Annotated in this window: 24 protein-coding genes and 1 pseudogene; 10 read left to right on the forward strand and 15 right to left on the reverse strand. The window is 61.6% G+C overall.

The window, feature by feature from the left end; translation table 11 throughout:
* On the forward strand, positions 1-941 hold a 941-nt coding region (locus tag ACODRW_RS18150), incomplete at its 5' end, for an ATP-binding cassette domain-containing protein (RefSeq protein ID WP_488906361.1).
* Positions 942-988: 47 nt separating this feature from the next.
* Here ACODRW_RS18150 and ACODRW_RS18155 read toward each other — a convergent pair.
* Both ACODRW_RS18155 and ACODRW_RS18160 read right to left on the reverse strand, forming a co-directional pair.
* Complete coding sequence (locus ACODRW_RS18155; protein WP_107799536.1) at positions 989-1,534, reverse strand: hypothetical protein; 546 nt, start codon at positions 1,532-1,534, stop codon at positions 989-991.
* A gap of 267 nt (positions 1,535-1,801) precedes the next feature.
* Positions 1,802-3,451 (reverse strand): methyl-accepting chemotaxis protein, encoded by a 1,650-nt coding sequence (locus ACODRW_RS18160; RefSeq protein ID WP_488906362.1) that lies wholly within the window; start codon positions 3,449-3,451, stop codon positions 1,802-1,804.
* 683 nt (positions 3,452-4,134) lie between these two features.
* Between ACODRW_RS18160 and ACODRW_RS18165 the strand changes: the two genes are divergently transcribed.
* The 4 genes from ACODRW_RS18165 (at position 4,135) to ACODRW_RS18180 (ending at position 7,901) form a co-directional block, all read left to right on the forward strand.
* Positions 4,135-4,599 carry an Xre family toxin-antitoxin system antitoxin gene (locus tag ACODRW_RS18165; protein WP_158274289.1) on the forward strand — a complete coding sequence of 155 codons (465 nt, stop codon included), beginning with the start codon at positions 4,135-4,137 and terminating at the stop codon, positions 4,597-4,599.
* On the forward strand, positions 4,596-5,036 hold the full coding sequence (locus ACODRW_RS18170; protein WP_488906363.1) for an RES family NAD+ phosphorylase: 441 nt from the start codon (positions 4,596-4,598) through the stop codon (positions 5,034-5,036). Before ACODRW_RS18165 ends, ACODRW_RS18170 begins: the two co-directional genes overlap by 4 nt.
* Positions 5,037-5,668: 632 nt before the next feature.
* A complete protein-coding gene (locus ACODRW_RS18175) occupies positions 5,669-6,577 on the forward strand; it encodes a BPSS1187 family protein (RefSeq protein ID WP_488906364.1) in 909 nt (302 codons plus the stop codon).
* Positions 6,578-6,707: 130 nt separating this feature from the next.
* Positions 6,708-7,901 (forward strand): hypothetical protein, encoded by a 1,194-nt coding sequence (locus ACODRW_RS18180; protein WP_488906365.1) that lies wholly within the window; start codon positions 6,708-6,710, stop codon positions 7,899-7,901.
* 455 nt (positions 7,902-8,356) lie between these two features.
* Here the strand turns inward: ACODRW_RS18180 and ACODRW_RS18185 are convergent.
* Positions 8,357-9,228: pseudogene (locus ACODRW_RS18185) on the reverse strand (IS3 family transposase).
* 325 nt (positions 9,229-9,553) lie between these two features.
* On the opposite strand from ACODRW_RS18185, the gene ACODRW_RS18190 reads away from it, so the two are divergent.
* Positions 9,554-9,757, forward strand: a complete 204-nt coding sequence (locus ACODRW_RS18190) for a cold-shock protein (protein WP_107799522.1) — start codon at positions 9,554-9,556, stop codon at positions 9,755-9,757.
* Between the two features lie 211 nt (positions 9,758-9,968).
* On the opposite strand, the gene ACODRW_RS18195 is transcribed toward ACODRW_RS18190, so the two are convergent.
* Positions 9,969-10,406, reverse strand: coding sequence for a hypothetical protein (locus ACODRW_RS18195; protein WP_253315447.1), 438 nt, complete (start codon positions 10,404-10,406; stop codon positions 9,969-9,971).
* A gap of 376 nt (positions 10,407-10,782) precedes the next feature.
* On the opposite strand from ACODRW_RS18195, the gene ACODRW_RS18200 reads away from it, so the two are divergent.
* Positions 10,783-11,043 (forward strand): hypothetical protein, encoded by a 261-nt coding sequence (locus ACODRW_RS18200; RefSeq protein ID WP_488906366.1) that lies wholly within the window; start codon positions 10,783-10,785, stop codon positions 11,041-11,043.
* Positions 11,044-11,266: 223 nt separating this feature from the next.
* Here ACODRW_RS18200 and ACODRW_RS18205 read toward each other — a convergent pair whose 3' ends face one another.
* The 10 genes from ACODRW_RS18205 to ACODRW_RS18250 form a co-directional block, all read right to left on the reverse strand.
* Complete coding sequence (locus ACODRW_RS18205) at positions 11,267-11,437, reverse strand: hypothetical protein (protein ID WP_488906367.1); 171 nt, start codon at positions 11,435-11,437, stop codon at positions 11,267-11,269.
* A 480-nt stretch (positions 11,438-11,917) separates the two neighbouring features.
* Positions 11,918-12,763 carry an aminoglycoside 6-adenylyltransferase gene (locus ACODRW_RS18210; protein WP_488906368.1) on the reverse strand — a complete coding sequence of 282 codons (846 nt, stop codon included), beginning with the start codon at positions 12,761-12,763 and terminating at the stop codon, positions 11,918-11,920.
* Between the two features lie 100 nt (positions 12,764-12,863).
* The gene (hxsA, locus tag ACODRW_RS18215; RefSeq protein WP_488906369.1) at positions 12,864-13,463 is read right to left on the reverse strand and encodes a His-Xaa-Ser repeat protein HxsA; all 600 of its coding nucleotides are present in this window, start codon (positions 13,461-13,463) and stop codon (positions 12,864-12,866) included.
* Complete coding sequence (hxsC, locus tag ACODRW_RS18220) at positions 13,447-14,640, reverse strand: His-Xaa-Ser system radical SAM maturase HxsC (protein ID WP_488906370.1); 1,194 nt, start codon at positions 14,638-14,640, stop codon at positions 13,447-13,449. Before hxsC ends, hxsA begins: the two co-directional genes overlap by 17 nt.
* Positions 14,633-16,075, reverse strand: coding sequence for a His-Xaa-Ser system radical SAM maturase HxsB (hxsB, locus tag ACODRW_RS18225; RefSeq protein WP_488906371.1), 1,443 nt, complete (start codon positions 16,073-16,075; stop codon positions 14,633-14,635). Before hxsB ends, hxsC begins: the two co-directional genes overlap by 8 nt.
* A gap of 1 nt (position 16,076) precedes the next feature.
* Positions 16,077-16,397, reverse strand: a complete 321-nt coding sequence (locus ACODRW_RS18230) for a hypothetical protein (protein ID WP_227103813.1) — start codon at positions 16,395-16,397, stop codon at positions 16,077-16,079.
* Between the two features lie 165 nt (positions 16,398-16,562).
* Positions 16,563-17,738: an acetylornithine deacetylase gene (argE, locus tag ACODRW_RS18235; RefSeq protein ID WP_488906372.1), complete on the reverse strand. Its 1,176-nt coding sequence runs from the start codon at positions 17,736-17,738 to the stop codon at positions 16,563-16,565.
* A complete protein-coding gene (locus tag ACODRW_RS18240) occupies positions 17,735-18,409 on the reverse strand; it encodes a DUF1028 domain-containing protein (RefSeq protein WP_488906373.1) in 675 nt (224 codons plus the stop codon). The genes argE and ACODRW_RS18240 overlap by 4 nt, the downstream gene beginning before the upstream one ends.
* Entirely contained in the window at positions 18,406-18,828 is a 423-nt protein-coding gene (locus tag ACODRW_RS18245; protein WP_107799515.1) for a RidA family protein, read from the reverse strand. The genes ACODRW_RS18240 and ACODRW_RS18245 overlap by 4 nt, the downstream gene beginning before the upstream one ends.
* 11 nt (positions 18,829-18,839) lie before the next feature.
* Positions 18,840-20,108 (reverse strand): flavin-containing monooxygenase, encoded by a 1,269-nt coding sequence (locus ACODRW_RS18250; protein ID WP_488906374.1) that lies wholly within the window; start codon positions 20,106-20,108, stop codon positions 18,840-18,842.
* A gap of 97 nt (positions 20,109-20,205) precedes the next feature.
* Between ACODRW_RS18250 and ACODRW_RS18255 the strand changes: the two genes are divergently transcribed.
* The 3 genes from ACODRW_RS18255 to ACODRW_RS18265 all read left to right on the forward strand — a co-directional run bounded on the left by ACODRW_RS18255 (position 20,206) and on the right by ACODRW_RS18265 (position 21,921).
* Positions 20,206-21,165: a LysR family transcriptional regulator gene (locus tag ACODRW_RS18255; protein WP_488906375.1), complete on the forward strand. Its 960-nt coding sequence runs from the start codon at positions 20,206-20,208 to the stop codon at positions 21,163-21,165.
* 181 nt (positions 21,166-21,346) lie between these two features.
* Entirely contained in the window at positions 21,347-21,601 is a 255-nt protein-coding gene (locus ACODRW_RS18260; RefSeq protein ID WP_488906376.1) for a type II toxin -antitoxin system TacA 1-like antitoxin, read from the forward strand.
* The gene (locus ACODRW_RS18265; RefSeq protein ID WP_081548032.1) at positions 21,598-21,921 is read left to right on the forward strand and encodes a type II toxin-antitoxin system RelE/ParE family toxin; all 324 of its coding nucleotides are present in this window, start codon (positions 21,598-21,600) and stop codon (positions 21,919-21,921) included. Before ACODRW_RS18260 ends, ACODRW_RS18265 begins: the two co-directional genes overlap by 4 nt.
* A 136-nt stretch (positions 21,922-22,057) precedes the next feature.
* Here the strand turns inward: ACODRW_RS18265 and ACODRW_RS18270 are convergent, their stop codons facing one another.
* A complete protein-coding gene (locus ACODRW_RS18270) occupies positions 22,058-23,440 on the reverse strand; it encodes an aspartate aminotransferase family protein (protein ID WP_488906377.1) in 1,383 nt (460 codons plus the stop codon).
* Positions 23,441-23,479 lie beyond the last annotated feature (39 nt).

Genomic DNA, 23,479 nt, shown 5'->3' on the forward strand with positions numbered 1-23,479 from the left:
ACGCCTACACCAAGGCGCTGCTGGCCTGCCGCCCGCACCTGGACCGGCGGCCGCAACGGCTGGCGGTGATCGACGACTTCCTGCAGCCGGGCGGCTATGTGGAACCGCCGCAGCGCGAGCGCGGCTACCGGGACGACGATGAAATCATCCTGGACGTGCGCGGGCTGAGCAAATCCTTCGATGTGCGCGAAGGCTTGTTCGGCAAACGCCAGTTCCACGCGGTCAAGGACGTGTCCTTCAAACTGGCCAAGGGCAAAACCCTGGGCATCGTCGGCGAATCCGGCTCCGGCAAGACCACGGTGGGGCTGACCCTGGTGCGGCTGCACCAGGCCAGCGGCGGGCAGGCGCTGTTCCACGGCCAGGACCTGCTGGGCATGGACGCCAAGGCCTTCCACGCTTACAAGCGGCGCATCCAGATCATCTTCCAGAACCCCTACGCCTCGCTGAACCCGCGCTTCACCGTGGAGCAGATCCTGAGCGAACCGATGCAGCTGCATGGCATCGGCCGCGACGGCGGCGAACGGCGCAAGCTGGCGCAGGAACTGCTGGACAAGGTGGGGATGCCGGCCGGGGCGCTGCAGAAATACCCGCATGAATTCTCCGGCGGCCAGCGTCAGCGCATCGCGATTGCGCGCTGCCTGACCTTGAAGCCGGAAGTGCTGATCTGCGACGAATCGGTGTCGGCGCTGGACGTGTCGGTGCAGGCGCAAGTGCTGAACCTGCTGCAAGACCTGCAGGACGAATACGGCCTGTCCTATCTGTTCATCTCGCACGATCTGGCGGTGGTGAAGCATATCTCCGACCAGGTGATGGTGATGAACAAGGGCGAGGTGGTGGAGCAGGCGGACGCGGACCAGATCTACCGCGAGCCGCGGCAGAGCTATACCCGCAAGCTGTTGGAGTCCATTCCGCAGGGCTGGGTGGGCATGGCGCCGGCCTAAGTCCACGTTTGCCTCAACTAAGAACCGCCGGTTTCCCGGCGGTTTTTTTATTGTCCGGCCAGCGCGCGGAAACCGTAATGCAGCAGCGCGTAAGCGCCAAACAGGATACAGGCCAGCGCGCCGTAAGCCAGCGCGGAGCGGCCGGCGTGGCTCAAGTCCGTGCTGCTGGGCAGGCAGCCGTCCCAGCACTGCGCCGCCAGAAAGCCCAGTCCGGCCGCGGCCGGACTCAGCCACGGCCAGCGCGCCGCCAGCGCCAGCAGGCCCCAACCCAGCGGCAGCAACAGCAAGGGCGCAATGCCGATGGGCAGCGCGTTCCACCACGTCAGCCGGTTGAAGCCCACCTGACCCAGCGTCAGCTGCCGGCCGTTGCGGCGCGGCCACACGCTGAAGCGGCTGGGCCGCGCCCGCAGCAGCCAGCCCACTAGGAAGTGGCAGAGCTCGTGCAGCACCGTGCCCGGCAGCGACAGCGCCACATAGGGCCAGAACCAGGCGCGGCGGCGCAACTGACGGCTGAGCAACAGGAACAGCGCTGGCCACAGCAGCACGGCGGGAGAGGGGGCGAACGGCGCGTACAGCGGCTCGAGGACGGACATGGGAGAAGGGGGCGGGCGAAAACCCGGATTGTGGCATGAGGGCGCGGCCGGACCAAGCCGGACGCGCCCTCATGCTTGAGAGGCTGGGTGTTTAGAAGGCGTTCAAGGGCTGAAGCTTTAGAACCATTCACGATCTTGCGAGCTAGAGCGAGACAAGGCGAAACCGGCTGAGAAAGCGGAATGTACTCGTGGTACATGAGCATTTCGAAGCGGTACTCACCGTGTCACGTTTCACGACGCGCAGCAGATCGTAAACAGGTTCTGAATTTAATCCGCGCGGAAGCGGTTAATCGCCGCATCCAGTCCATGCGCCAGGCCGGACAACTGCTGCGCCATGGCGGAGGATTCCTCCACCGACAAGCCGTTTTCCGTGCCCATATTGGCGATGCGCTCCACGTTCTTGGCGGCGTCGTTGCTGGCCGTGCTCTGCTCGCGCATCGCCTCGGCGATCTCGCTGGTTTTCTCCAGCAGACGGGTGGACAGCACGCGGATCTGCGCCAGGCGCTCGGACAGCGTGCCGCTCAGCGCCACGCCGGTTTCCACTCGCTCGGTGGCCTCGCGCATGCTGGCCACCGCCGTGGTGGTGTCGCCTTGCACCGCCTTGATTTTTTCGGAGATTTCGCCGGTGGCCTGCGCGGTGCGTTCCGCCAGCTTGCGCACCTCGTCCGCCACCACGGCGAAGCCGCGGCCGGTTTCGCCGGCGCGCGCCGCCTCGATGGCCGCGTTCAAGGCCAGCAGATTGGTCTGCTCGGCGATGTCGTGGATCACGTCCACGATGTTGCCGATCTCATCGGAACGCTGGTTCAGGCCGATGATGATGGTCTCGGAGCGGCTGATCACGCTGGCGATCTCGGACATCTGCTGCGCGGCCTGGCCGGCCACCTCGCTGCCGCTCACCGCCTCGTTCATGCTGCTCTTGGCCTCGCCGGCCATTTCCACCGCGTGCTCGGCCACCAGATTGATGCTCACCGTCATCTCCTCCACCGCGGCGGCGGTGGACGAGGAGGCGTCGGTCTGCACCTGGGACGCCTCGGCAATGCGCTTGGACACGCCGGACAGCGCGTGGGCGGTGTCGTTCACCTGCTTGGCGTCCTCGCGGGTCTGCTGCAGGAAGGCGCGCAGATTGCCCAGCAGCTGCGCCAGCGCGCGGCCGGTTTCGCTGACCTCGTCGCGGCCGGTTTGATCCACCGTCACCGTCAGGTCGTTCTTCTCCGCCGCGTGGCGCATGGTTTGCTGCATGGCTTGCAAGGGACGGGTGATGGAACGGACGATGGCGAAGGCCAGCGCGACGCCCACCACCAGGGCCAGGCCCAGAATGGTCAGCATCATATTGCGGGTGTTCTTCATGCTGACCGCCAGCGCATCCTCCGCGGACTGCGCGGACTCGTCCGCCAGCTTGCTCAGGCTGTTGAGCGCGTCGCGCGCCTCGTAGAGCTTGGGCTTGAACGGGGTGATGCCGACGTCGCCGACATTGGCTCGGCTGATCTCGCCGCTGGCGATCTTCTGATACAGCCCGTTCATGCCCTGCTCGTAGCCGGAGATGCCGGTCAGCATGCTGTCGAAGGTTTTCTGGTGATCCGCGGCCATGGCCATGGACTTGGCGGTGGCCGCCTGGCTCTTGAATTCGGCGATGTGCTTGTCCAGCAACTGCTTATTGGTCTGGATGCTCTGATCCGAGTTGTCCGGATTGCCGATGCTGATGAAGATGTTCTTCTCATCCTGGCGGATGTGCAGCATATTGCTTTGCATGGCGTTCATCTGGTAGCGGAACGCGATTTTCTGGTCAAACAGCGAGGTCAGCTCGCCATCCATCTGGTTCAGCGACCACCAGCCGGAACCGCCCACCAGAGCCACTGCAAACAGCAGGCTGCCCGCCAGCGCGGCGATGCGCTGCCCGATCGTGAATTGACTTAACATAATGCCCCCCATAGGCGCTGATATTCATCTTTTTTCATAGCAAACGCCTATGAATTGGCGATTGCATCAATGTGTGAAGACGCAGCGCTTCGTGCCGGCACGGACTCCAGCTTGGGCTGGGACTCTGGAACATCGGGAACGGGCCCACAGGCCGGAATGACGGAGTGTTTCAATGCCAGCGCTCCTCCTCGTGCGGAGGCGGAAGCGGTGCGACGTTCATTGAATAGGCGCAATCATAATTCACGCCGCGCCGATAGTCCTAATGGTTATTTTTGCATCGCAAAGCGGGAACATAGGGTGTATGTCCGGGCACGCGGGGCAAGGCGGGGTGCCAAGGCCGGGCATGGGGCCGATATGAGGTTTTTTCATGCCCCGCGCAATGTAAAAGACATAAAACCCGCATTGCCGCTTTCAAATGTCAAGATTGGGTCGGCCTAATCCAAGCGTCCGGCGTGCAGCTTCTGTTGCGTTTAGACCCGCTAACAAAACCCCTGATCCTGCGTTGCGCCTCCTTGCCGTACTACTTGTACTGCCTGCGTCGGCGCTCCTTGGCTCAGGTTCTCTGCGAGGTTTTGTTAGCGGCTCTTAGAGTCAGAAGAGGGAAGCCGGCCAAGCCGCGCCCTTGTTTTGTTTTGGCAAAATGCCGATAATAAATGAGCAAATTGCCAAATCAAGGAGGGGCCATGAAAGCGCTGCAAGTATTCGTGCCGGAGACGCCGGTCCCGCCCATGGTGGAACACAGCCTGTTGCAGGAACTGAGCGTGTTGGTGGGGCAGGAAATGCTCAACGATTTCGACGTGGCCAAAGTGGTGGAGCTGGGCGTGGACACCGGCATGCTGGAACGCCTGGTGGACGCCGGCCTCAGCCGCGGCGAACTGGAGTTCGTCATCCCGCCGCGCACCCTGTCCCATCGCATCAAGAAGGGCCAGACGCTGAACACCGAGGAATCCGAACGCGGCGTGCGCGTGGCCAAGCTGCTGCTGCTGGCGGAAGACCTGTTCGGCGACAAGGACGCCGCCGCCCAATGGCTGCGCAAGCCGCTGCACCGCTTTGAGGGCAAATCGCCGCTGGATATGGCCCATACCGAGCCCGGCGCGCGGCTGGTGGAACAACTGATCGCCCAAGCCAACGAAGGCTACGCGGCGTGATTGCCTGGCGCATCAGCCGCTATGCAGACCTCAAGGGCCTGGGCGGGCTGCGCTGGCCCGGCCGCTGGCATCCCGCCGGCCAGTCCATCGTTTACCTGGCGGACCACCCGGCCAGCGCCATGCTGGAAGCGCTGGTGCACCTGGAAGTGGCCGTCCTGCCCGCCACCTTCACCCTGCTGCAAGTGGAACTGCCGGACCAGCTGGTGCAGACGCTGGACCAGGCCAGCCTGCCGGCTGACTGGACCCTGCAACCCGCGCTCACCCAGGGCCTGGGCCATCACTGGCTGCAACGTCAGGCCTCCGCCGCGCTGCAAGTGCCCAGCGCGGTGGCCCCCAACGCCCACAACTACCTGCTCAACCCCCTCCATCCGGACGCCGGCGCCTGCCGGATACTCAGCGTGCGGGACGTGCCTTGGGATGCGCGCCTGAAGTCTTGATGAAGACTCCGCCGTGCCTACCTTCCGCTTGTCCAACGGTCTGTGCCTTGTCTTGCTGTTTTTAAACTTCTCGATGTAAACAATTGTAAACAAATTATTGGCCTAAATCCGCCTTGCCGCGCTTTTATGCGCAGGACTGCGCGAGTAGAGTCGGAGAGCGTGTTTACGATCTCGCGAGCCAGAACGAGGCAAGGCGAAAGTGGCTGAGAAGACGGAATGTACAAGGGGTACATGAGCATTCTGAAGTTGTTTTCAACGCCGTATCGCCGACGCGCAGCAGATCGTAAACCGATTCTTAGAGCCTGTTCAAAGTCTCGCGAGCAAGGGCGAGACAAGGCGAAAACGAGCGAAAAAGCGGAATGTACAGGTGGTACATGAGCATTTTGAGCTTGTTTTTAACGCCGTATCGCTGAAGCGCAGCAGACTTTGAACAGGTTCTGAGAAAACTAGCCAAGGGCTCACGTAGGCCCAAGGCCGTCGGGGCAATTCAACCCACTTACAGAGCGGCTGACAAACCCCTGATGCCGCGTTGCGCCGACTTGCCGTACTCAAGTACTGCCTGCGCGGCGCGTCTGGCCTCAGACGTGAAACTGAGTTTGTTAGCCGCTCTTATTGAAGATGCGAGGAATGCAATGACAGTTTGGAAATGGGCCGGCAAGACGGCCGCGGCGGCGCTGCTGTTCAGTATCGCCACGGCCACATGGGCGGACGCGGTCCGCAAGGATATTCTCCCCGCGGATACCGATGGCGGGATTGTGGCGAACAGCGGGCCGCACATCGTTTTCTCAACGGAAAGGGGCGGACACGCGCCGCTGCTGGTCTTCCTGCCTGGAACCGGCGGCGAAACCACGCGTACCGTGGTGGGCGAACAGGCTTTCATCGACACCGCCCTGGCTCAGGGCTACCGCTTCATCATCCTGTCCTACATCGACACGCCGGCCGTTTCCCAGGTTTGCACCCGACCGGTGCTGGCGACCAATCCGGACTGCGCGGCACAAATGCGCCAGAAGCGCGCCTTTGGGGAAAACGCCACCCCGCTGATCCAGGACAAACCCAAAGACGCCATTGTCCATAGACTGACCGCTCTGCTGCGCTACCTGGCCAAGACCGATACCCAAGGCCGTTGGGAACAGTATCTGGACAAGCAAGCCGTGGACTGGAGCAAGATCGTGCTGTCCGGACAATCCCAAGGCGGCGGCATGGCCGCCTATATCGCCAAGCGCGTGGCCGTCAGAGGCGTGATCGACTTTTCCGGCGGCTGGGACATGCGCGCCAACAATCGCATCGCCTCCTGGTACGCCTCTCCCGGCGCCACGCCGCCGGACAGATTGTTCGGCACCTATCACGTGCAAGAGCGCTTTGCCGATCTCATCCGCACTTCCTATAACGCGATGCGCATCCCGGCCGACCACCAGTTTGCGCTGAATAAACCGATACGCCGCCCCAACGCCGACAACCCCGGACATGGAGAAGGCGCCAGCAATCCGGTGTACCGGGAACTGTGGCAGGAGATGTTGGAGCAGCTTAAGCGGGGGGGGTGAGGGGCAGGGGCGGGGCTGACGGGAGAGGAGGCGGGTATGCTGTCTACGACGCCGCCCCCTCCTACTTGGCTGGCTGAGTGTGCTGCGTCACAATATATCTTTATCATTCCAATGCAGCAGAGCCTCACGCATGGACAAGCAGCCGGACTTCGAAAAAATCATTACCCTTCCCAAGCGTGCAAAGTTTGTTTTTTTCATGCTCTCCATGTTAGTGCTCATCTTCTTGCTTAGTCGGGCCAGTGGTGCTGACATAGTTATCAAAGTTACGGCCTATATCCTTCTACCCTTGCTTGAAATGTTCATCATTGATGCGCTTGTTTTTGAAAAAACGATTGTCAAAAAAAACGAAGTAATTATTAGAAGTATCTTATTCGCAAAAATAATAAGGACTGCTGATATCTGTGGGTATAGGATCGAAAGGGTGGGGCAAAGGGATTGCATAAATTTCTATGGGAATGGTGAGGGCGTTTCTCTTTTTTCATGGCCGTATGAGTATGTGGAAAAATATGCGCTTCATGATTTTATCAGTCGCCATGCTAATCTCAAATTTAATGATGAGAGAGCTATCCAAAGTTTGATTGTATCCAATGCCGGCTATGGTGCTACCCCAGTGGCGAGAAGGAAAACATTGCGATTAATCAAGGTTGTTAATCTAACTATATTGATTGCACTTTTTGTTCTGACTCTGCTGTCCATATATCCCTTGTATCCCTCCGCGTACTCGGTCATCGCCATCTGTTCCGGAGGTGTCGCTATTTTGCTGCCGGCAATTTCTACAAAATTCTTCTCCGTATCTCTGCTGGATAAAAGGGAGTATGCGGCCAGGGTTAACTGCAGTGTCATTTTGTTGTTCTCGATTGCTATTCTATGTCTGCTCTTGTTCTCGGCAGCCAGCGAGTACCATTATTTTGCGCCGTCACTCCCGGAGAGGTATGCGGTAGTATGGATTATCTTGGTGGCGATCTCTTTTGCGTTATCTCAGTTGGTTTCAATAAAGAACAAGCAGGGGCGCAGTAAAAATTACTTCTTCACACTCGCCATTTTTGCTTATGCCACATTGACTGTCATTGTTCTCAATGGTGTATTCGATCATGCTCCATTCACTACCGAAAAATTCATTGTGCAGGATGTCCAGATCACGTCGGGCAAAAGCGCAAGCTTTGTCCTACAGACCAAATCCATGGGCCTCCACAGCAAGGAAGAGCTTGCCATCCACGTTCCCTTACGCCGTGACGTGAGCTTTTTCAAAGGCGATATTGTCTGCAGGGAACGGCATCAGGGCTGGCTCTCTATGGCCTGGGAATACCAAGGTGAATGCCGCTAACGAGACCAGTTCTCCGTGTGGTATGCAAGAACCGGCGTCACAACAAGTCCTGAGCTACAAATCCAGACCTGCATTGCGTACTGCCCTATATGGAAGGCTAGGCTGACTTCAACCGCAGCCTCCAAAACCTGTCCCGCTTTGTAGTTATTGCGCATGTACGGCCCACACCGTCGTGCACCTGTGTTCATTTGGGTATATCAGAAACTATGTATGAGCCGGTTGCTGGTCATCAGTCTGTCGAAAGACAGTTTTGGTGAAGTTGGCACCTCCCAGATGAAGATTTGGCAGGTAATCGGCTAAAGCAGAAGTTCATGTCCGGTTGACCAATGACGGCTGAGCGTCGCATTGCAGACTCAACGCCAAAGAGAAGCTGCATCGGAGCTAGGAAGGACGGAGGGCAACAACACTGGCCATGAAGATGGCGAAGCCATGGCCGGTGAATCGGTCCGGCTTCTCTAGGCAAACGCTATCGGCGATTGCCCATTTGCGGAACCATGCCGGCACCTCGGGTTGTAGAACATCTCCATGTAATCGAAGATGTCCCGCCGAGCTGCTTCTCAGTAGTGATAGACTTTTCGCTTGATACGCTCCCGCTTCAGTAGCTGGAAGAAACTCCCCGCTACAGCATTGTCGTGGCAGTTCCCGCGCCGACTCATGCTGGGTGCCACGCGATGGACCTTCAAGGAGCCCTGCCAGTTGGAACTGACTCCCCTTGTCGGAATGCACCGGCAATGACCTGTCTCAGGAACAGGTCCAGCACTACCGCCAAGTACAGCCACCCCTCATGTGTGCGGATATACGTGATGTTGGTCACCCAGGCTTTATTTGGCGCATCCACGGTAAACCTGCGCTGCAGGTAGTTCGGTACGGCCACCACCGGACGGCCACTGTCAAATGTCCAGGGCGTCGGCGATAGCCTGTTTGCGAACGCAGACCTTCCTGCTTCATCAGCAGTGCCCACGATGTTTGCCGCAGCGCTCGCCCAGTGCCCGCAGGTCGTCATACATTTTGCGGTAGCCATAGGCTCCGCCACTCTCTAGCCAAGCCTGCTTGATTTGCCCCGGCAAACGCTGGTCTTCGCGGGCACGAGGTGAATGCTGGGACGCTTTCCAGGCGTAGTAGCCACTGGGGTGCACAGACATGACGCAGTCGTCGAACTGGAAATTGTTGCTTGTGGGCCTGGATGAAGGCATGCCTTACCCGGATTCCTTGGCAAAGGGGTCGTAGCGTTTCAGCCATTGATACAGGCTGTGGGTAGGCACGCCGAGACGGCTGGCGACGTCGGCGACGGGGTAGTCGCGTTCAGTGACCTGTTTGATGTTTCAATCTCGAACTCTTCGGGGAACGCTACCTGCCCATGAAGCCTCTTTGTAGGGCCTAGTGTGAGGCTCTAGAGGTGTGGAAAGGAGGGGCGATTCATTGGCTACTGCTCGCTTTTTGGCAACAAATTCCTGCTCAAATTGCAAAATTCAAATATTGCTATTGACCAAGCCGGTGTTTTGCGAGTATTCTTGTCGCGATTTTCAAGCGCTATATCTATCGATACCTCAGTTGTCCATACAAGTTGGTCTGCTTTGTTTCCTTATCTATTCCTTGACTATCATGCTTTCAGGCAATTTGTTGCCCTTAATCTGAACACCAAGGAGTGAATTATGGAAACTGGTATCGTTAAATTTTTCAATGACGCAAAAGGTTTTGGCTTTATTACCCCGGACAATGGCGGCGATGATCTTTTCGCTCACTTTTCCGAAATTCGCGCAGACGGCTTCAAGTCCCTGCATGAAGGTCAAAAAGTAAGCTACACCCGAGCAATGGGCCAGAAAGGCCCGGCTGCAACCGCGATCCAGCCGCTCTAAGCATTATCGCTGCAATAAAAAAGCCCCGTATGGGGCTTTTTGCGTATGCATAGATGTCGAGTAAATGAGAAAGCCGGTCTTAAGACCGGCTTTTTTTATTGCCGTATCGGCGAGCTAGCTGTCGCATGGCCGCCGGATGCTTGTTTGGGCAGGAAGCCGTTTTTTCCCGCTTAGTAAGCCCATGCCCCCAGCTCCCGCCGGGGGCCTCCCTTTACGGACTCTTCTTCAACACCTGTCGCTCCAGCAAGGAGCGCTCCACCTGCGCGTCCATCATCCGGTGCTGATGGTCGGTGTAGGCGTAGACATTCATCCGCCTTGCGCTGAGCGAGATCAGCCGCTCAAGGTGGTTGAAAAAGCCCAGCCAGTAGCCGCGCTGCTCGGTGCGGCTGAAGTCGATGTCGCGGGCGACTCGGCTGAGCAGGCCCTGGCCCACGTAAGCCGGGTTGTCCTTGAACCATTGCAGCAGGTGGGCGGCGCATTCCCGGCCGTAGGCCTGGGCCTGGGCGGGGGTGGCCGGCGCGGACGGCATGTGCCAGTAATGCGGATAGGTGCGTCCGGGAAGACGGATGACGAAGGGCAGCAGGACTTCCTGGGTTTCTAGGGCCGGGGTGCGGTAGCGCCGTCGGCGCGGGAAGAGAGATTGCGGCATGTCGTTACTCCTGCGATGAAACAAGATTAACAAGCAGCCTATCCGGTAGAGGATTTGGCAGGCGCGTGATGGGATTGGCATTACCGAGCCTCACGAACCCCGGCGAGCGCGTAGCGCTCTCCCACCATGCACCTGCCGTTAAAGCATGGCAAAGCGCAAGCATGCGCGTTGACGCGCATGCTTGGGTCGTGAGGCGTTTCGAGATGCCAATCTCGGTGCCGTGTTTTGCGGCACGCGGGGATTGTTGCCGACTATGCGGGCAGGGTCAAGGCGCGGTGGTCGCGTTTCAGCCGGCATGTGGAGCGGAACAAGCCGGCTGGGGGTGTTGGCGGCGGCGGGCTAGAATCGATAGTTCCATCTCAGACGGAGCTTGAACATGATTGTCAGAACATGGCATGGCTGTGTGCCGCGGCGGCATGAGGCGGGGTTTGCCGCGCACCTGGAACAGACCGGCGTCCAGCACTCCAGAAGCATTGCCGGCAACCTGGGGGCTTTTGTCCGCCAGGAAGAGAAGGGGGAGTGGACGCATTTCTTTTTGGCCACTTTTAGAGCGGCTAACAAAATTCCTGATACTGCGTTGCGCCGACTTGCCGTACTCAAGTACTGCCTGCGTCGGCGCGCCTTGCCTCAGTGGTGAAACTGATTTTTGTTAGCCACTCTTACTGGGGGGGCTGGAGGCGGTCAGGGCGTTTGCCGGCGACAACTACCATATCGCCGTCACTTACCCGGACGATGAGCAGTTTGAGCTGTTGTCCGATCCTTATGTGTTTCAGCATGAAGTCAGCGAAATCGCCCCGTTGTAAGCGCCCGTTCAATGTCTGCCGCGCGCCGGCGCGGGCGACGTCGAAAAGGCCATCGATTTAATCGCTATTCGCCTGCTCATCAGGGCGTGGCTGCTGTTGCGGCGTCATCACCGGCTCAGCCTGCCGGCGCTCAACCTTCTCCGCCTCGTGCTGAGGCGACGATGCCTCTTTGTTCTCTCTCTTGAACATATCGGGCGGGTTTGGCATCCGCATCAGTTGTTGCTGCATGCGAAAACTCTCCGTCATGGCCTTGTGTATTTGGGTAAAAGCCGGGTGAGAGGGGGAGAGTGAATCCGCGGAGACCGCCGCGCTGTATAGCGCTAGCGGCAGCAGAAGGGCGTGGATACGCATTTTGTTCCTGACAAAGTTCTGGCCGCGGGGGGCGCGGCGCTTGGCTTGTATGGCTTGGCTGGCGCGCTTCCGCTGTGAGGAGGCGCGTGGCTGGACTGAAGACAGGCGGACGGAAGCGAACGTCTGAAAGATAGGGAATTCTATCTAACCATGCTCAAAGGTCAAGCCCACGGAAAATCCGCCGCCTGGCGCGGCGCGTGGAGGCCGCCGCGCCGCCGTTGGTTTAGAGCCTGTTTACGATCTCGCGAGCTAGAGCGAGACAAGGCGTTGCGGCTGAGAAAGCGGAGTGTACAAAGGGTACATGAGCGTACTCACCGTGTACGCATCCACGACGCGCAGCAGATCGTAAACAGATTCTTAGGCCGGTGCGCGGATCAAGTCGCGGATGCCGGCTTCCACCGCTGCCGGGTAGTCGAAGCCGGCGCGGGCGGCCACTTCACGCGCCACTTGGCTGTACAGCCGCAGGGTGGCGTGGAAGGCGCGTTCGGCGTCGGCGGCGTCGAAGCGGCCAAATACCTGATGCAGCGCTTGCCAGTGTGCCGGCTCGGCCCAGTGTTGCAGCCGGGTGCCGATATGCCAGCAGTCCGTCGCCGCGTTGGGGCGGCTATGGGCGTGCCATTCCAGCATTTCCAGCAGCAGTTCCTTCATGGTCCAGTCGCGGAATTTGACGACGAACAGCTCGCCGCGCGCCAGATATTTGGGGATGTGAAAGGCCTCGAACCAGAACTCTTCCACCCGCTCGCGGAACGCTTCCGCCGTGGGCAGGGCCGGTGCGGCGGGGCGGCTTTGCGGCGCGGGTAGGTCTTGGGCCGCGCCGGTTTTGTCCAGCAGCACGCGGTAGCCGCGCTGGTACAGCGGGTCCAGCCCATGCTCGCGCATGGCGTGCAGCCGGGCGGGGCCGGCCAGGGTGAAGTCGATTTTGACGCCGTCGCCGTAGATGGCCAGGCGAGTGGGCCAGGCTTGGCCTTCGCCCAGGCGCAGCACGGTGAGCAGGGGGCCGATGTCGCGCAGCCAGCCGTCGCCCGCGGCCAGCGCCGCCGGGTTCGGGCCGATGATTTCCAAGTCCAGATCGGAGTGAATGTCGGCGCTGCCGTCATCGCGGGCAAAGGAGCCGGTGAGGATCAACGCGTCTACGTCCGGGCGGTTGTTCGCCCAGGCGATGGCGCTTTCCAAGCGCTGGTTTTGCGGGGCGAGGCTCAACATGCGGGGCGCTTTCGGCGGGTGATGGGTTTGGGTAGGCCGTCGCCGGGCGGGGAAGTTCCGGTTTCAAGCCACAGCGGGTCTGCCGCTGCTGGATTTGAGCTTAGCGCGCGGCGGGCACTCCCAGGCTGTTCAAGGTTTCGGTCGTCATCAAGCTGGTGACCGGCAGGCCTTGCATGGTTTGGTAGCGGGTGAGCGCCGCCCGGGTTGCCGTGCCGAACACACCGTCAATGCCGCCGCTGTAAAGCTTCAGGCGGGTCAGTGCAATCTGTACCCGCATGATTTGCAGCCTTCTCTTTTCGGCCAAGGATTGAACCGGGTTGGTTTGCGTGGCAGGGGCGCTGGCCGCGGGGGTGGGCCTGGAACGGTTGTAAGAGGGGGTTGAGTGGCTGCGCGGGTAGATCGTGCTGTTGGATGAACTGCCGCTGTCGTCTATGGGGGCGGGGTTGTAGCTGTAGCCGCCACCAGACCCGGAGTAATGAGAAGAGTGGGAGGAGTGCGATGAATGTGAGCTATGGCTGGAGTGGGAGCGGTGCGATGCGAACAGATTGTCCAGCGGGCCGTTCAGCGGGCGGAGTTGCACCGGGTCAAGTTTCAGCGGCTCTAATGCCGGCGCATCGTTCAGCGTGGCGGCGCTTGCCTTTCCCGAGACCAGCGGTAGTCCGGCCAGGAAGAGGGTGAGTGATTTAATGAACTTGCTCATGGGTTTGCCTCATTGAAATGGCTTTGATTGCAGTGGGTTTCCAGCCGCGCTCATGCCAGGCGAAAAGACCGGAACAGGAGGATTGAACGGAGCAGCCTTGGCATTCGGGGGCATAAACTTGCTTCCAGTCCGAAATGCTGCGATGCGCATCAGGCCAGAGCGTTTCCGGCAAGGCGCACAGCGGGGCGTTCATGAGTACGTAAGGCACACGGCCGCGGCGCAAAGCGGTGGCGCCGGCAAGCAGTTGGGGCTGCCAGGCGCGCAAGTCGACTTCGCAGAGCTCGCGGTTGGCCAACGCAAAGCCGATGGGTTCACAGCCCATGAGGGCCACTTGCTGGACAAAGGGCAGGTTGCGGGCAATGAAGTGGCAGAGTTCGGACAACTCTCGCAGCACCGGTTCAATGAGGACGATGCGCAGCTGTATGGGTTGCTGGAAGTCTTGCAGCGTCAGCAAACCTTCCAGCGTCTGTTCAAAAGCGCCGGGGGACTGCACGACGAAGTCATGCAAGAACTCAACGTGTCCGTAAAGTGGCACGAGCCAGCGCACGGGTTGCGCCAAATCCTGCAGCAGGCTTTGCGCCAGCGGCGCTTTGGCAAAGAGCCGGCCATTGGTGAGGACCTCCAGACCGGTTTGCGGGTGCAGGCGCTGGAAGGTGTCGATCACTTCTCTCAGCGCGGGCCCCGTCAGAAGCGGCTCGCCGCCGCTGATGCCAAGCAGGGAGGGCGATGTCTTGATGTGGCGAGCCAGTTGCAAGGCTTCATCCACCAGCCAGGAGTCGTCGTGCTGAGTGGGCGGTTGCGAACACATCAAACAATAGCTATTGCACCGGTTGGTCAGAAACAGGGAGTGGTGTAGATCGCTTTGGCGATAAATGATGTGGGCGTGTTTTGAGCCTGGGGTCAGGGTAAGGATGTCTTCTTGTTCCAGGCTGGCGGGAGGTCCGATAACCGCCGGCATGGCGCTTAGGAGCGCCGCATCGTTGTTTGGGAGGTAGGCGGCCACATTGCTCAGGCCGGCTTGCGTCAACGTTTCCAGTTGACGCAGTTCTTCCGGGGAGGATGCGGGCACCAGAAAATTCAAATCCGGTTCCCATTCTTGCTGTAAGCCGGAAAGCGTGCAGACGCGGCAGAGTTGACGTCGTTGGATGCCCTGCAGCTTGACTGCCAGTTTACGCATGGGCTTCGCTCTCCGCTCTTGGGTGGGCCCAGCGATGCGCAATATCGAGGAACGCTGGCTGGCCCTCTTGCAGCAGGGTGAACATCAGGTCGAACATCCATTGGCTTTTCTGGCAATGCTCGGTGAAGTGTACCGGGGCGTAGGGGCTGCCGAACTGACTTTGGGCGTTGACGGGATCAGGGCCGCAGTAAGCGTTGTAAGCGCAGCTTTGGCAGCCGGGGGTGAATTCCACCAGGCTGGCTTGGATCAAGTTGCGCTGCGTTTCCGAGTTCAGCAGCGACTCAAGCGGCTCTCCAATACGGCCAAGCCGTAGGGAGTTGTCTCCCATTTCTTTCAACATGCGAGCTTCGTCTCCGGGGTAGACAAAGCCGTCGTAGTTGTAGAGCAAGCAAGCCAGGCCGGTGCCGGTGGGGCTTTGCAGATCGACGAAGCCGCCATCGAAAGGGGAGAGAATTTTGTTCAGGTGGATTGCCGCGGAGACTTCCACCAAGGGCGTGCCCTGCCGGTTCCAATACAAGACCCGTTCCAGCGCGGCTTGATAGAAGGTCTGGAATTCCTCCAGGCTGTAGCCCAATTTGATTTGGTTGCGGCGAGCGAAGCCGTAGGAGCTTAGCCTCCGGATAAAAATGTCGCCAAACCCCAGCTTTACATATTCATCGACAATGGCTTCCGCCTGGCTTAAGGAGTCCCGCGTGGTGGTCATCAAGGCGGAGACGGCGTCGTGACCCAGTAGCTCCCTAGCCATTTCAATGCCGGCTACCGTTCGCTCATAGGCGTTGCGCGTAGGGGTTGGGCGGTTTTTGTTGTGGAGCGAGGCTGGACCATCGATGCTGGTGGACAAATAGATTTGATGCTGTCGGAAGAAGTCACACATTGCGGGCGTCAGTTGGTGCAATGTCGACGCGACCACGAAGCGCAGCCTGCGTTGCTCGCTTTGATTGCGTTCCAGCAGGTAGTCCACGGCCTGACGTATCAGGTCGAAACGCAGCAGAGGGTCTCCGCCCTGGAACTCCACCGTCAAGGTGGGAGATGGGCTTTCAAAGATGGTGTCGCAGGCGGCAATGAGGTCGGCCGGCGACATGGAATGGCCATCGTCTTCAAGAGAGCGGCTGACCTGGCAGTAGCGACAGGTGTGAGCGCACTGCAAGGTGGGGACGATCAGGTGCAGGCTTGGGCCTGTCAGCACGGTTTCACGCTTGGCGGCGATGCGGGAGGCTAGTAAGCGCAGCGAGCCGCGTGAATGGGCGCTGCCCATGAAGAATTTGGATTGCAGTTCGGCGCGCTTGGTATGAGGAAGGTTGGCCGGCGCGTTGATCAGCATGTCCAGCTCCGTCGCTTGCAGGAAGGCATGATCGCCGGTGGCGCTGATTGCGACGAGAGAAGCGTCAGGGAGCCGCCGGAATTGAAACGGGTATACAGAAGGCGAGAGCGGCATCTTAGCGCCCCAGTGTTCGGCGCAGGATGCCTTCAATCGACGCGCGGATGTCCGTACAGGACTTCAAGTGGATTTCTTTTCTCAGCCTTTGATCAAGAAGGGCCTGAATCAAACGTTGTTGAAACGCTGCTGCGGACAGTTCATTTTCTATGGCAGCCTCCAAGGCCGGGACGTCGTTCTCATCCAAAGAGACTCTCGTGGCGCCGGGACAGAATATCAGGGCTGAGGCGAGTTCTTCCGACGTCACGGGAAAGGGCAAGGAGATAGGGTGCCATTGGTAGGGGCGGGCAAGCTCTATCACGCTGATTGTTGGTTCTGCCATGCCAATAGCCTGCTCATTTCCCGTTAGTCAATTGGAGATATGTGCAAGCATATTCCATGCTATGTGCATTGTCTAATGGGGCAAGGCAGATCGTGATCTTTTTCGGCAGGCTTGTTTGGACTCGTTCTTGGCGCGTGGTTCTGAAGGAGGTCGGGGCCCGTCGTCTCAGCGCGCGGGCTCGCTCAGTCGCCGCCGCAGGGCGGCGAGCAGGGTGTCGCAGGCGCTCAGTTGTTCCAGCGCCAGCCATTCGTCGGGCTGGTGCGCCTGGGCGATGCAGCCAGGGCCCAGCACCACGGCGGGGATGCCGGCTTGTTGAGAGAACAGCCCGGCTTCGGTGCCGAAGGAAACCTTGGCCGGCGCGCGGGCGTCGCCTAGCAGCGATTGCGCGAAGCGCACCACGTCGGCGTCCGGCGCGGTGAGCAGGCCGGGGTAGGCGCTGCGTTCGGTGAAGACGATGTCGGCGTCGGGGTCCACGGCGCGCATGGCGGGCAGCAGTTGTTGGCGGGCAAAGTCCATGATGGCGGCCAGCAGCGTTTGCGGCTCGTCTTCCGGCAGGTGGCGGATTTCAAATTCGAATTCGCTGTGCTCGGGGATGATGTTGAGCGCGGTGCCGCCGCGCATGGCGCCCACGTGCAGGGTGGTGTGGGGCGCGGGGTAGAGCGGGTCGAACGGGCCTTCTGCCGCGCGCCGGCGCGCCAGTTGGCGGATGAAGACGATGAGTTCCGCCGCGTATTCCACGGCATTGACGCCGGCCTGGGGCAGGCTGGAATGGCCGGCCTTGCCGCGCAGGCGCACATGGTAGGCGAGCTTGCCCTTGTGGGCGGCCACCACGCGCATGAGGGTGGGTTCGCCGACGATGGCCATTCTGGGCAGGGCCGGCAGCCCGCCCAGCACGTCCAGCAGCCGGCGCACGCCGATGCAGCCGATTTCTTCGTCGTAGCTCAGCGCGATGTGTAGCGGGGTGCAGAGCCGGGCGGCGGCGAAGTCCGGCACGGCGGCCAGCACGGCGGCGATGAAGCCTTTCATGTCGGCGCTGCCGCGGCCGTAGGCGCGCTGCTCCCGTATTTGGAGGCGGAAGGGGTCGCCGCTCCAGGCTTGGCCGTCCACCGGCACCACGTCGGTGTGGCCGGCCAGCATCACGCCGCCCCGGTCCGCGGGGCCGATGGTGGCGTAGAGGTTGGCCTTGCCGCCGTCTTCGCTGCGGATCAGCTGGCTGGAGATGCCCCAGCCGGCCAGGTAGTCGCGCACGAAGTGGATCAGTTCCAGGTTGGAGCGGTGGCTGACGGTGTCGAAGCCGACCAGCCGCTCCAGCATGGCCAACGAGCTGTAGCGTTGCATCATGGGTCTCCCGCCACGCCGTAGCTGGGCGCATGCTGCGGGGTCAGCGCCCGGGCAAGGTAGGCGTCCATCTGCGGCTGGTAGCGGCGCCATAGCTCGGCCAGTTCCGCCACCGGCTGGCCCTCGCTCCAGTCTATGCGCAGATTGATGGCCGGCCATGCGGTATCGGCTGTGGCCAGCAGGCCGGCGGAATGGATGGGGCCGGCTTCTCCGCCGGCGTCCACTGCGGCTTGCAGCGCCGCCAGCAGGCGTTCCGGCAGACCGCCGCCGGCGGCCTCGTAGGCGGCCACCATGGCTTGGGGCAGCTCGGCCGTGGCCAGCAGGTTGCCGCCGGCGGCGCAGTCGCGGCCAATGGCGGCGCCATGCAGGCCCAGCGCGTGCCGGCCGGTGATGACTTGCGGGCGGCCTTGAAGCGGGGCCAGCACCAGTTGCCGCCATTCCAGGTGAGGGTCCGCCGCCAGTAGGCCGGCGCGCAGCGCGTTGCCCGCGCCGCCGGCCGCCATCCGTTCCAGCGCCAGCGGGCCCAGCAGCGGGTTGCTGACGTTCTGGCTCAGCGCGGCGCCCACGCCGGCGCGCACATGGGCGCAACGGCTGGCCACGCAGATGCTGGAGGAGGCGATGGCGACGCCCACCATGCCGCTGTCCAGGCAGCGGGCCGCGATGGAGAAGGTCATCGGCGGCGCTCCTCGGGGATGACGGCGGTGACGTCGATTTCCACCAGCCATTCCGGGCGCGCCAGCGCCGACACCACCAGGCCGGTGGACACCGGGTAGACGCCTTTCAGCCATCGGCCCACCACTAGATAAACGGCTTCGCGGTAGCGCGGGTCGGTGAGGTAGATCACGATCTTGCAGATGTCGCCCAGCTCGCTGCCGGCTTCTTCCAGCAGCAGTTTCACATTGGCCATCGCTTGTTCGGCCTGGGCGGCCACGTCGCCTATGCCTACGGATTCGCGGCTGTCCAGGTCCTGGCCGATCTGGCCGCGCAGGAAGACGAGATTGCCGGCCACCACGGCCTGACACAGATCATTGTCCAGATTTTGCTCCGGATAGGTTTGCCGGGTGTTGAACGGGCGGATGCGGGTGTGGGTCATGGCGGGCTCCGTTAGGGCTGTGCGCGCTGGCCGGCGTCGCGGTAGGCGGCGTATTGGCGTTGGGTGGCGATGTGGTCGGCAATGAAGCGGGCGTCGTGCCATACCCCCCAGAGGAAGGAGGAGCCGCGGTGAGACAGCCAGGGCAGGCCCAGGAAGTAGACGCCCGGCTCGCTGGACACGCCGCGCTGGTGTTGCGGCTGGCCTTGTTCGTTGAAGGCCGGGACTTGCAGCCAGCTGTAGTCCGCGGCGTAGCCGGTGGCCCAGACGATGCTGGCGACGCCGGCCGTGGCCAGGTCCAGCTCCAGGATGGGGCGGGTCACGCATTCCGGGTCCGGCGGCATATGGCGCGCGGCCGGCTCCTCCGGCAGGTCCAGCCGGTTGCGTTCGATATAGGCGTCCGCCGCCGCCAGCAGGGCCAGGTAGTTGGCGTCGCCGCGGGCGAGGTTGTCGGCCAGGTCCGGGGCGAAACGGGCCACGCCGCGTTCAAACGCTTGGGCGCTGCCCAGCAGGGTGAGGCCTTCATGCGCCAGCGCGCGGAAATTCACGGTGCGGCCGCCGCGCGCGCCGCTGACGGCGATGGTGACGTGGGCGGCGTCCGGTTTGGGCGCGGTGGCGGTCCATTCGCCCAATACGCCCAGCCACCAGCAGAAGTCGCGTTGGCGGTAGGCGCGCGGCGGGCGGTTGTGCGCGCCCACGGAGAGATAGACGCGCTTGCCGGCGCTTTGCAATTCGTCGGCGATCTGCACGCCGGAGGAGCCAGCCCCCACCACCAGCACCGCGCCCTCCGGCAGCTGTTCCGGCGCGTGGTAGTGGGCGGAGTGGATTTGCGTCAGCGCGTCGTCCTTGGGCGCGATGGCCGGGATGACGGGCTGTTGGAAGGGGCCGGTGGCGGCCACCACGCGTTCGGCCTGGAAGGCGCCGGCCGAGGTTTCCACGATGAAGCCGGACCGGTCCGGGTGGCGGCTGACTTTCAGCACCTCCACCCCGGTGCGGATGGGCGCGTTGAATTTTTGGGCGTAGGCGGCCAGGTAGTCCGCCACCCGCTCTTTGGGCGCGAAGGCGTCCGGGTCCAGGCCGGCGAATTCCAGGCCGGGAAAGCGGTCATGCCAGGCCGGGCCGTTGCAGACCAGCGAATCCCAGCGTTGGCTGCGCCAGCGTTCGGCGATGCGGTGGCGCTCCAGCACGATGTGGGGCACATCGTGGCGGCTCAGGTGTTCGCTGATGGCGATGCCGGCCTGGCCGGCGCCGATGATCAGCGTGTCTGTCGTTTCGATTGCCATCTTGACGCCTCCTGTCGCGTGCTTGACAAGGGCAGTCTACGAAGCCAGTCTGGATACGGAAAATAGTTATATCTTCTGCATTGGATAATTTTTAATTATGCAATACACCCTGAGGCAGTTGGCTTATCTGGTCGCCGTGGCGGATCACGGCAGCGTCACTGAGGCGGCCAAGGCGCTGCACACGTCGCAGCCCGGCGTGTCCAGCGCCATCGCCCAGCTGGAGGAGGTGTTCGGCCTGCAGCTGTTCATGCGCCACCACGCGCGCGGGGTGTCGCTGACGCCGGCCGGGCGCAGCTTCATCGCCGCCGCGCGTCAGTTGCTGAAGCAGGCGGAGGAGTTGACGCCGCAAGCGCAGGCGATCAGCCAGTCCTTGCGCGGCCGGGTGACGCTGGGCTGTTTCACCACCATCGCGCCCATCTTGCTGCCGCGGCTGTTGTCCGCTTTGCGCGACGTTCACCCGGAGCTGGAGGTGGATTTGCTGGAGGGCGATGCCCGGCAGCTGCGGGAGGCGCTGGCGGACGGGCGGATCGAGCTGGCTTTGGCCTACGACCTGGGTCTGCCGGAAGGCTTGCACAAGTTGCCGCTGTCCGGCGCGCGTCCTTACGCCTTGGTGGCGGCGGATCATCCGCTGTCCGGGCGCGGCAAGGTGTCGCTGGCGGAGCTGGCGGCGGAGCCCTTGGTGCTGCTGGACCTGCCGCACAGCCGCGAGTATTTCCTGTCCTTGTTCCGGCAGCAGCGGCTGGAGCCGAAAGTGGGGCTGCGCACGATCAATTTCGAGCTGGCGCGCGGGTTGGTGGCGGCGGGTTTCGGCTACGCCTTGCTCAATTTGCGGCCGGAGGTGGACCTGGCTTACGGCGGCGGCAAGCTGGCCTGCCTGGACATTGCCGACGAGGTGCCGCGGTTGCCCATCATGCTGGCCTGGCCGCAGGCCTTGAGGCTGACGCGCAAGGCGGAGGCCGTGCGTGAGCTGTGTTTGCAATTATTGGGAGGCGCTGCCGACGAGGGACGCCCTAAGAACCTGTTCAAAGTCTGCTGCGCTTCGGCGATACGGCGTTGAAACCGAGCTCAAAATGCTCATGTACCACTTGTACATTCCGCTTTTTCGCTCGTTTCCGCCTTGTCTCGCTCTTGCTCGCGAGGCTTTGAACAGGCTCTGAGGGGACTTTGACCGTTTGTTCATCCACAAAAACACATTTGTGATAATGTGGTACTGATCTATCTATCTGGAGTAACAGGCCATGAGTCGTTTGACCATTGATGTGACCGAGCAGCAGCACCAGGCTCTCAAGGCGGCGGCCGCGTTGCAAGGTAAAACGATCAAGCAGTACGCTCTTGAGCGGCTGTTTCCTTCGGCATCCGACGAGGGCCAGGCGCTTGAAGATTTGAAAGCGCTGCTGGCCCTCCGCATGGCCGAGGCGCAGAGCGGGGAGGTGATCGACCGCAGCATCACCGATATTGCCGGAGATGCGCTGGCATCGAGCAAGTCTGCGTGAGCAGGCCTTATATCCTTACCAAGAGCGCCGCTGCCGATATTCGAGAGCTCGCTCGCTACACCGCTAAGCACTGGGGCGATTCGCAGTGTCGGACCTATATCGAGCAAATCGAGAAGGCTGCCGCCGCTGTGGCAACTGGCAAAGGGGTGTTCAAGGATATGAGTTCGCTGCTTCCCGGCCTAAGGGTGAAGGCGGCTGGGCGCCATTACATTTTCTGTCTTCCTCGGGTGAACGGTCCGGCTTTGATTCTTGCCGTCTTGCATGAGCGAATGGACATCATCGCCCGTCTCAGGGACAGGCTGGCTTATTCCGCTGAATAGAGGCGGCATCGTTTGATGCAAAGCTGTTCTAAGTGGCGAATAGCTTGGTTTGGTGGTTTTCTCGTCAGATTTTTCCAAGTTTTCAAATGAAAAGGCCAGGCAGTAGCCTGGCCTAGCCGCGCGCTTATCCATCCCTCTAGCGCAGGTCCATCTCCTCCGCGGTGCGGTCCACGGCGATGCGGGTCTTGTCTATGAGTTCGTCGATCTCGCTCCGGCTGATCACCAGCGCCGGCGCCATGATCATGCGGCCAAGCGTGGAGCGTAGGATCACGCCCTCGTCAAAGCCTATGCTGCGGCAGCGCCAGCTGATGTCGGTTTCGTCGGCGAAGCGCTGCCGCGTGGCTTTGTCGCGGCAGAACTGCAAGGCCGCCACCAGGCCGGTGCCCTGGATTTCGCCCACTAGCGGGTGTTGGCCAAACACCTCGCGCAGGCAGGCTTGCAGATAGGGACCGGTGTCCGTCCTGGCGCGCTCGACCAGTCTTTCGTCTTGCAGCACGCCCAGATTGGCCAGCGCCACGGCGGCGGCCACCGGGTGGCCGGAGTAGGTCAGGCCGTGGGCGAAGACGCCGCCTTGCTCCACCAGCGTTTCGCCGATGCGGCGCGACAGCACCAGGCCGCCCATGGGGATGTAGCCGGAGGTCAGGCCCTTGGCGATGCTGAGCGTGTCCGGCTGAAAGTTGAAATGCTGGTGGGCGAACCATTCCCCGGTGCGGCCAAAGCCGCCTATCACCTCGTCGGCGCATAGCAGCACCTCGTATTGGCGGCAGATGCGCTGGATTTCCGGCCAGTAGCTGTCCGGCGGAAAGATCATGCCGCCGGCGCCCTGGAAGGGTTCGGCCACGAAGGCGGCCACCTTGTCGGCGCCCAGCGCCAGAATCTTGTCTTCCAGCTCTTGCGCGCATTGACGGCCAAACGCTTCCGGACTCAGCCCGCCGCCGTGGGCGAACCAGTACGGCTCGCCGATGTGCTCCACGCCGGGGATGGGCAGGTCTCCCATCTCGTGCATGAACTTCATGCCGCCCAGGCTGGCGCTGCCCACGGTGGAGCCGTGGTAGCCGTTGTGGCGGCCGATGAAGATTTTCTTGTCCGGCTTGCCCATCACGTCCCAATAACGGCGCACGCAGCGGATCAGCAACTCGTTGGATTCGGAGCCGGAGTTGGTGTAGATCACGTGACGGTAGTCGCCGGGCAGCAGGGAGAACAGCCGCTCGGAGAGTTCGTTCACCGCCGGGTGGGTGGTGTGGAAGAACACATTGTAGTAGCTGAGCTGTTGCAGCTGCCGGGCGGCGGCGGCAATCAGCTCCTGCCGGCCGTAGCCCACCTGGGTGCACCACAGGCCGGACATGCCATCCAGATAGCGCTTGCCGTCGGTGTCCCACAGATACACGCCCCGGCCCTCGGCCATTACTCGCGGGCCCTCCTGGTTCAGGGCTTTCTGGTCTAGAAAGGCGTTGATGTGGTGGGCGGCGTCCAGTTGCTGGTAGTCGCGGGTGCTGCGGCGGGGCGTGGAAGCGGTCATGACGGTCTCCTTGTCGGGGATGGGGCCGGGCCAGGCCCG

Source organism: Chromobacterium sp. FG89 (assembly GCF_057808735.1).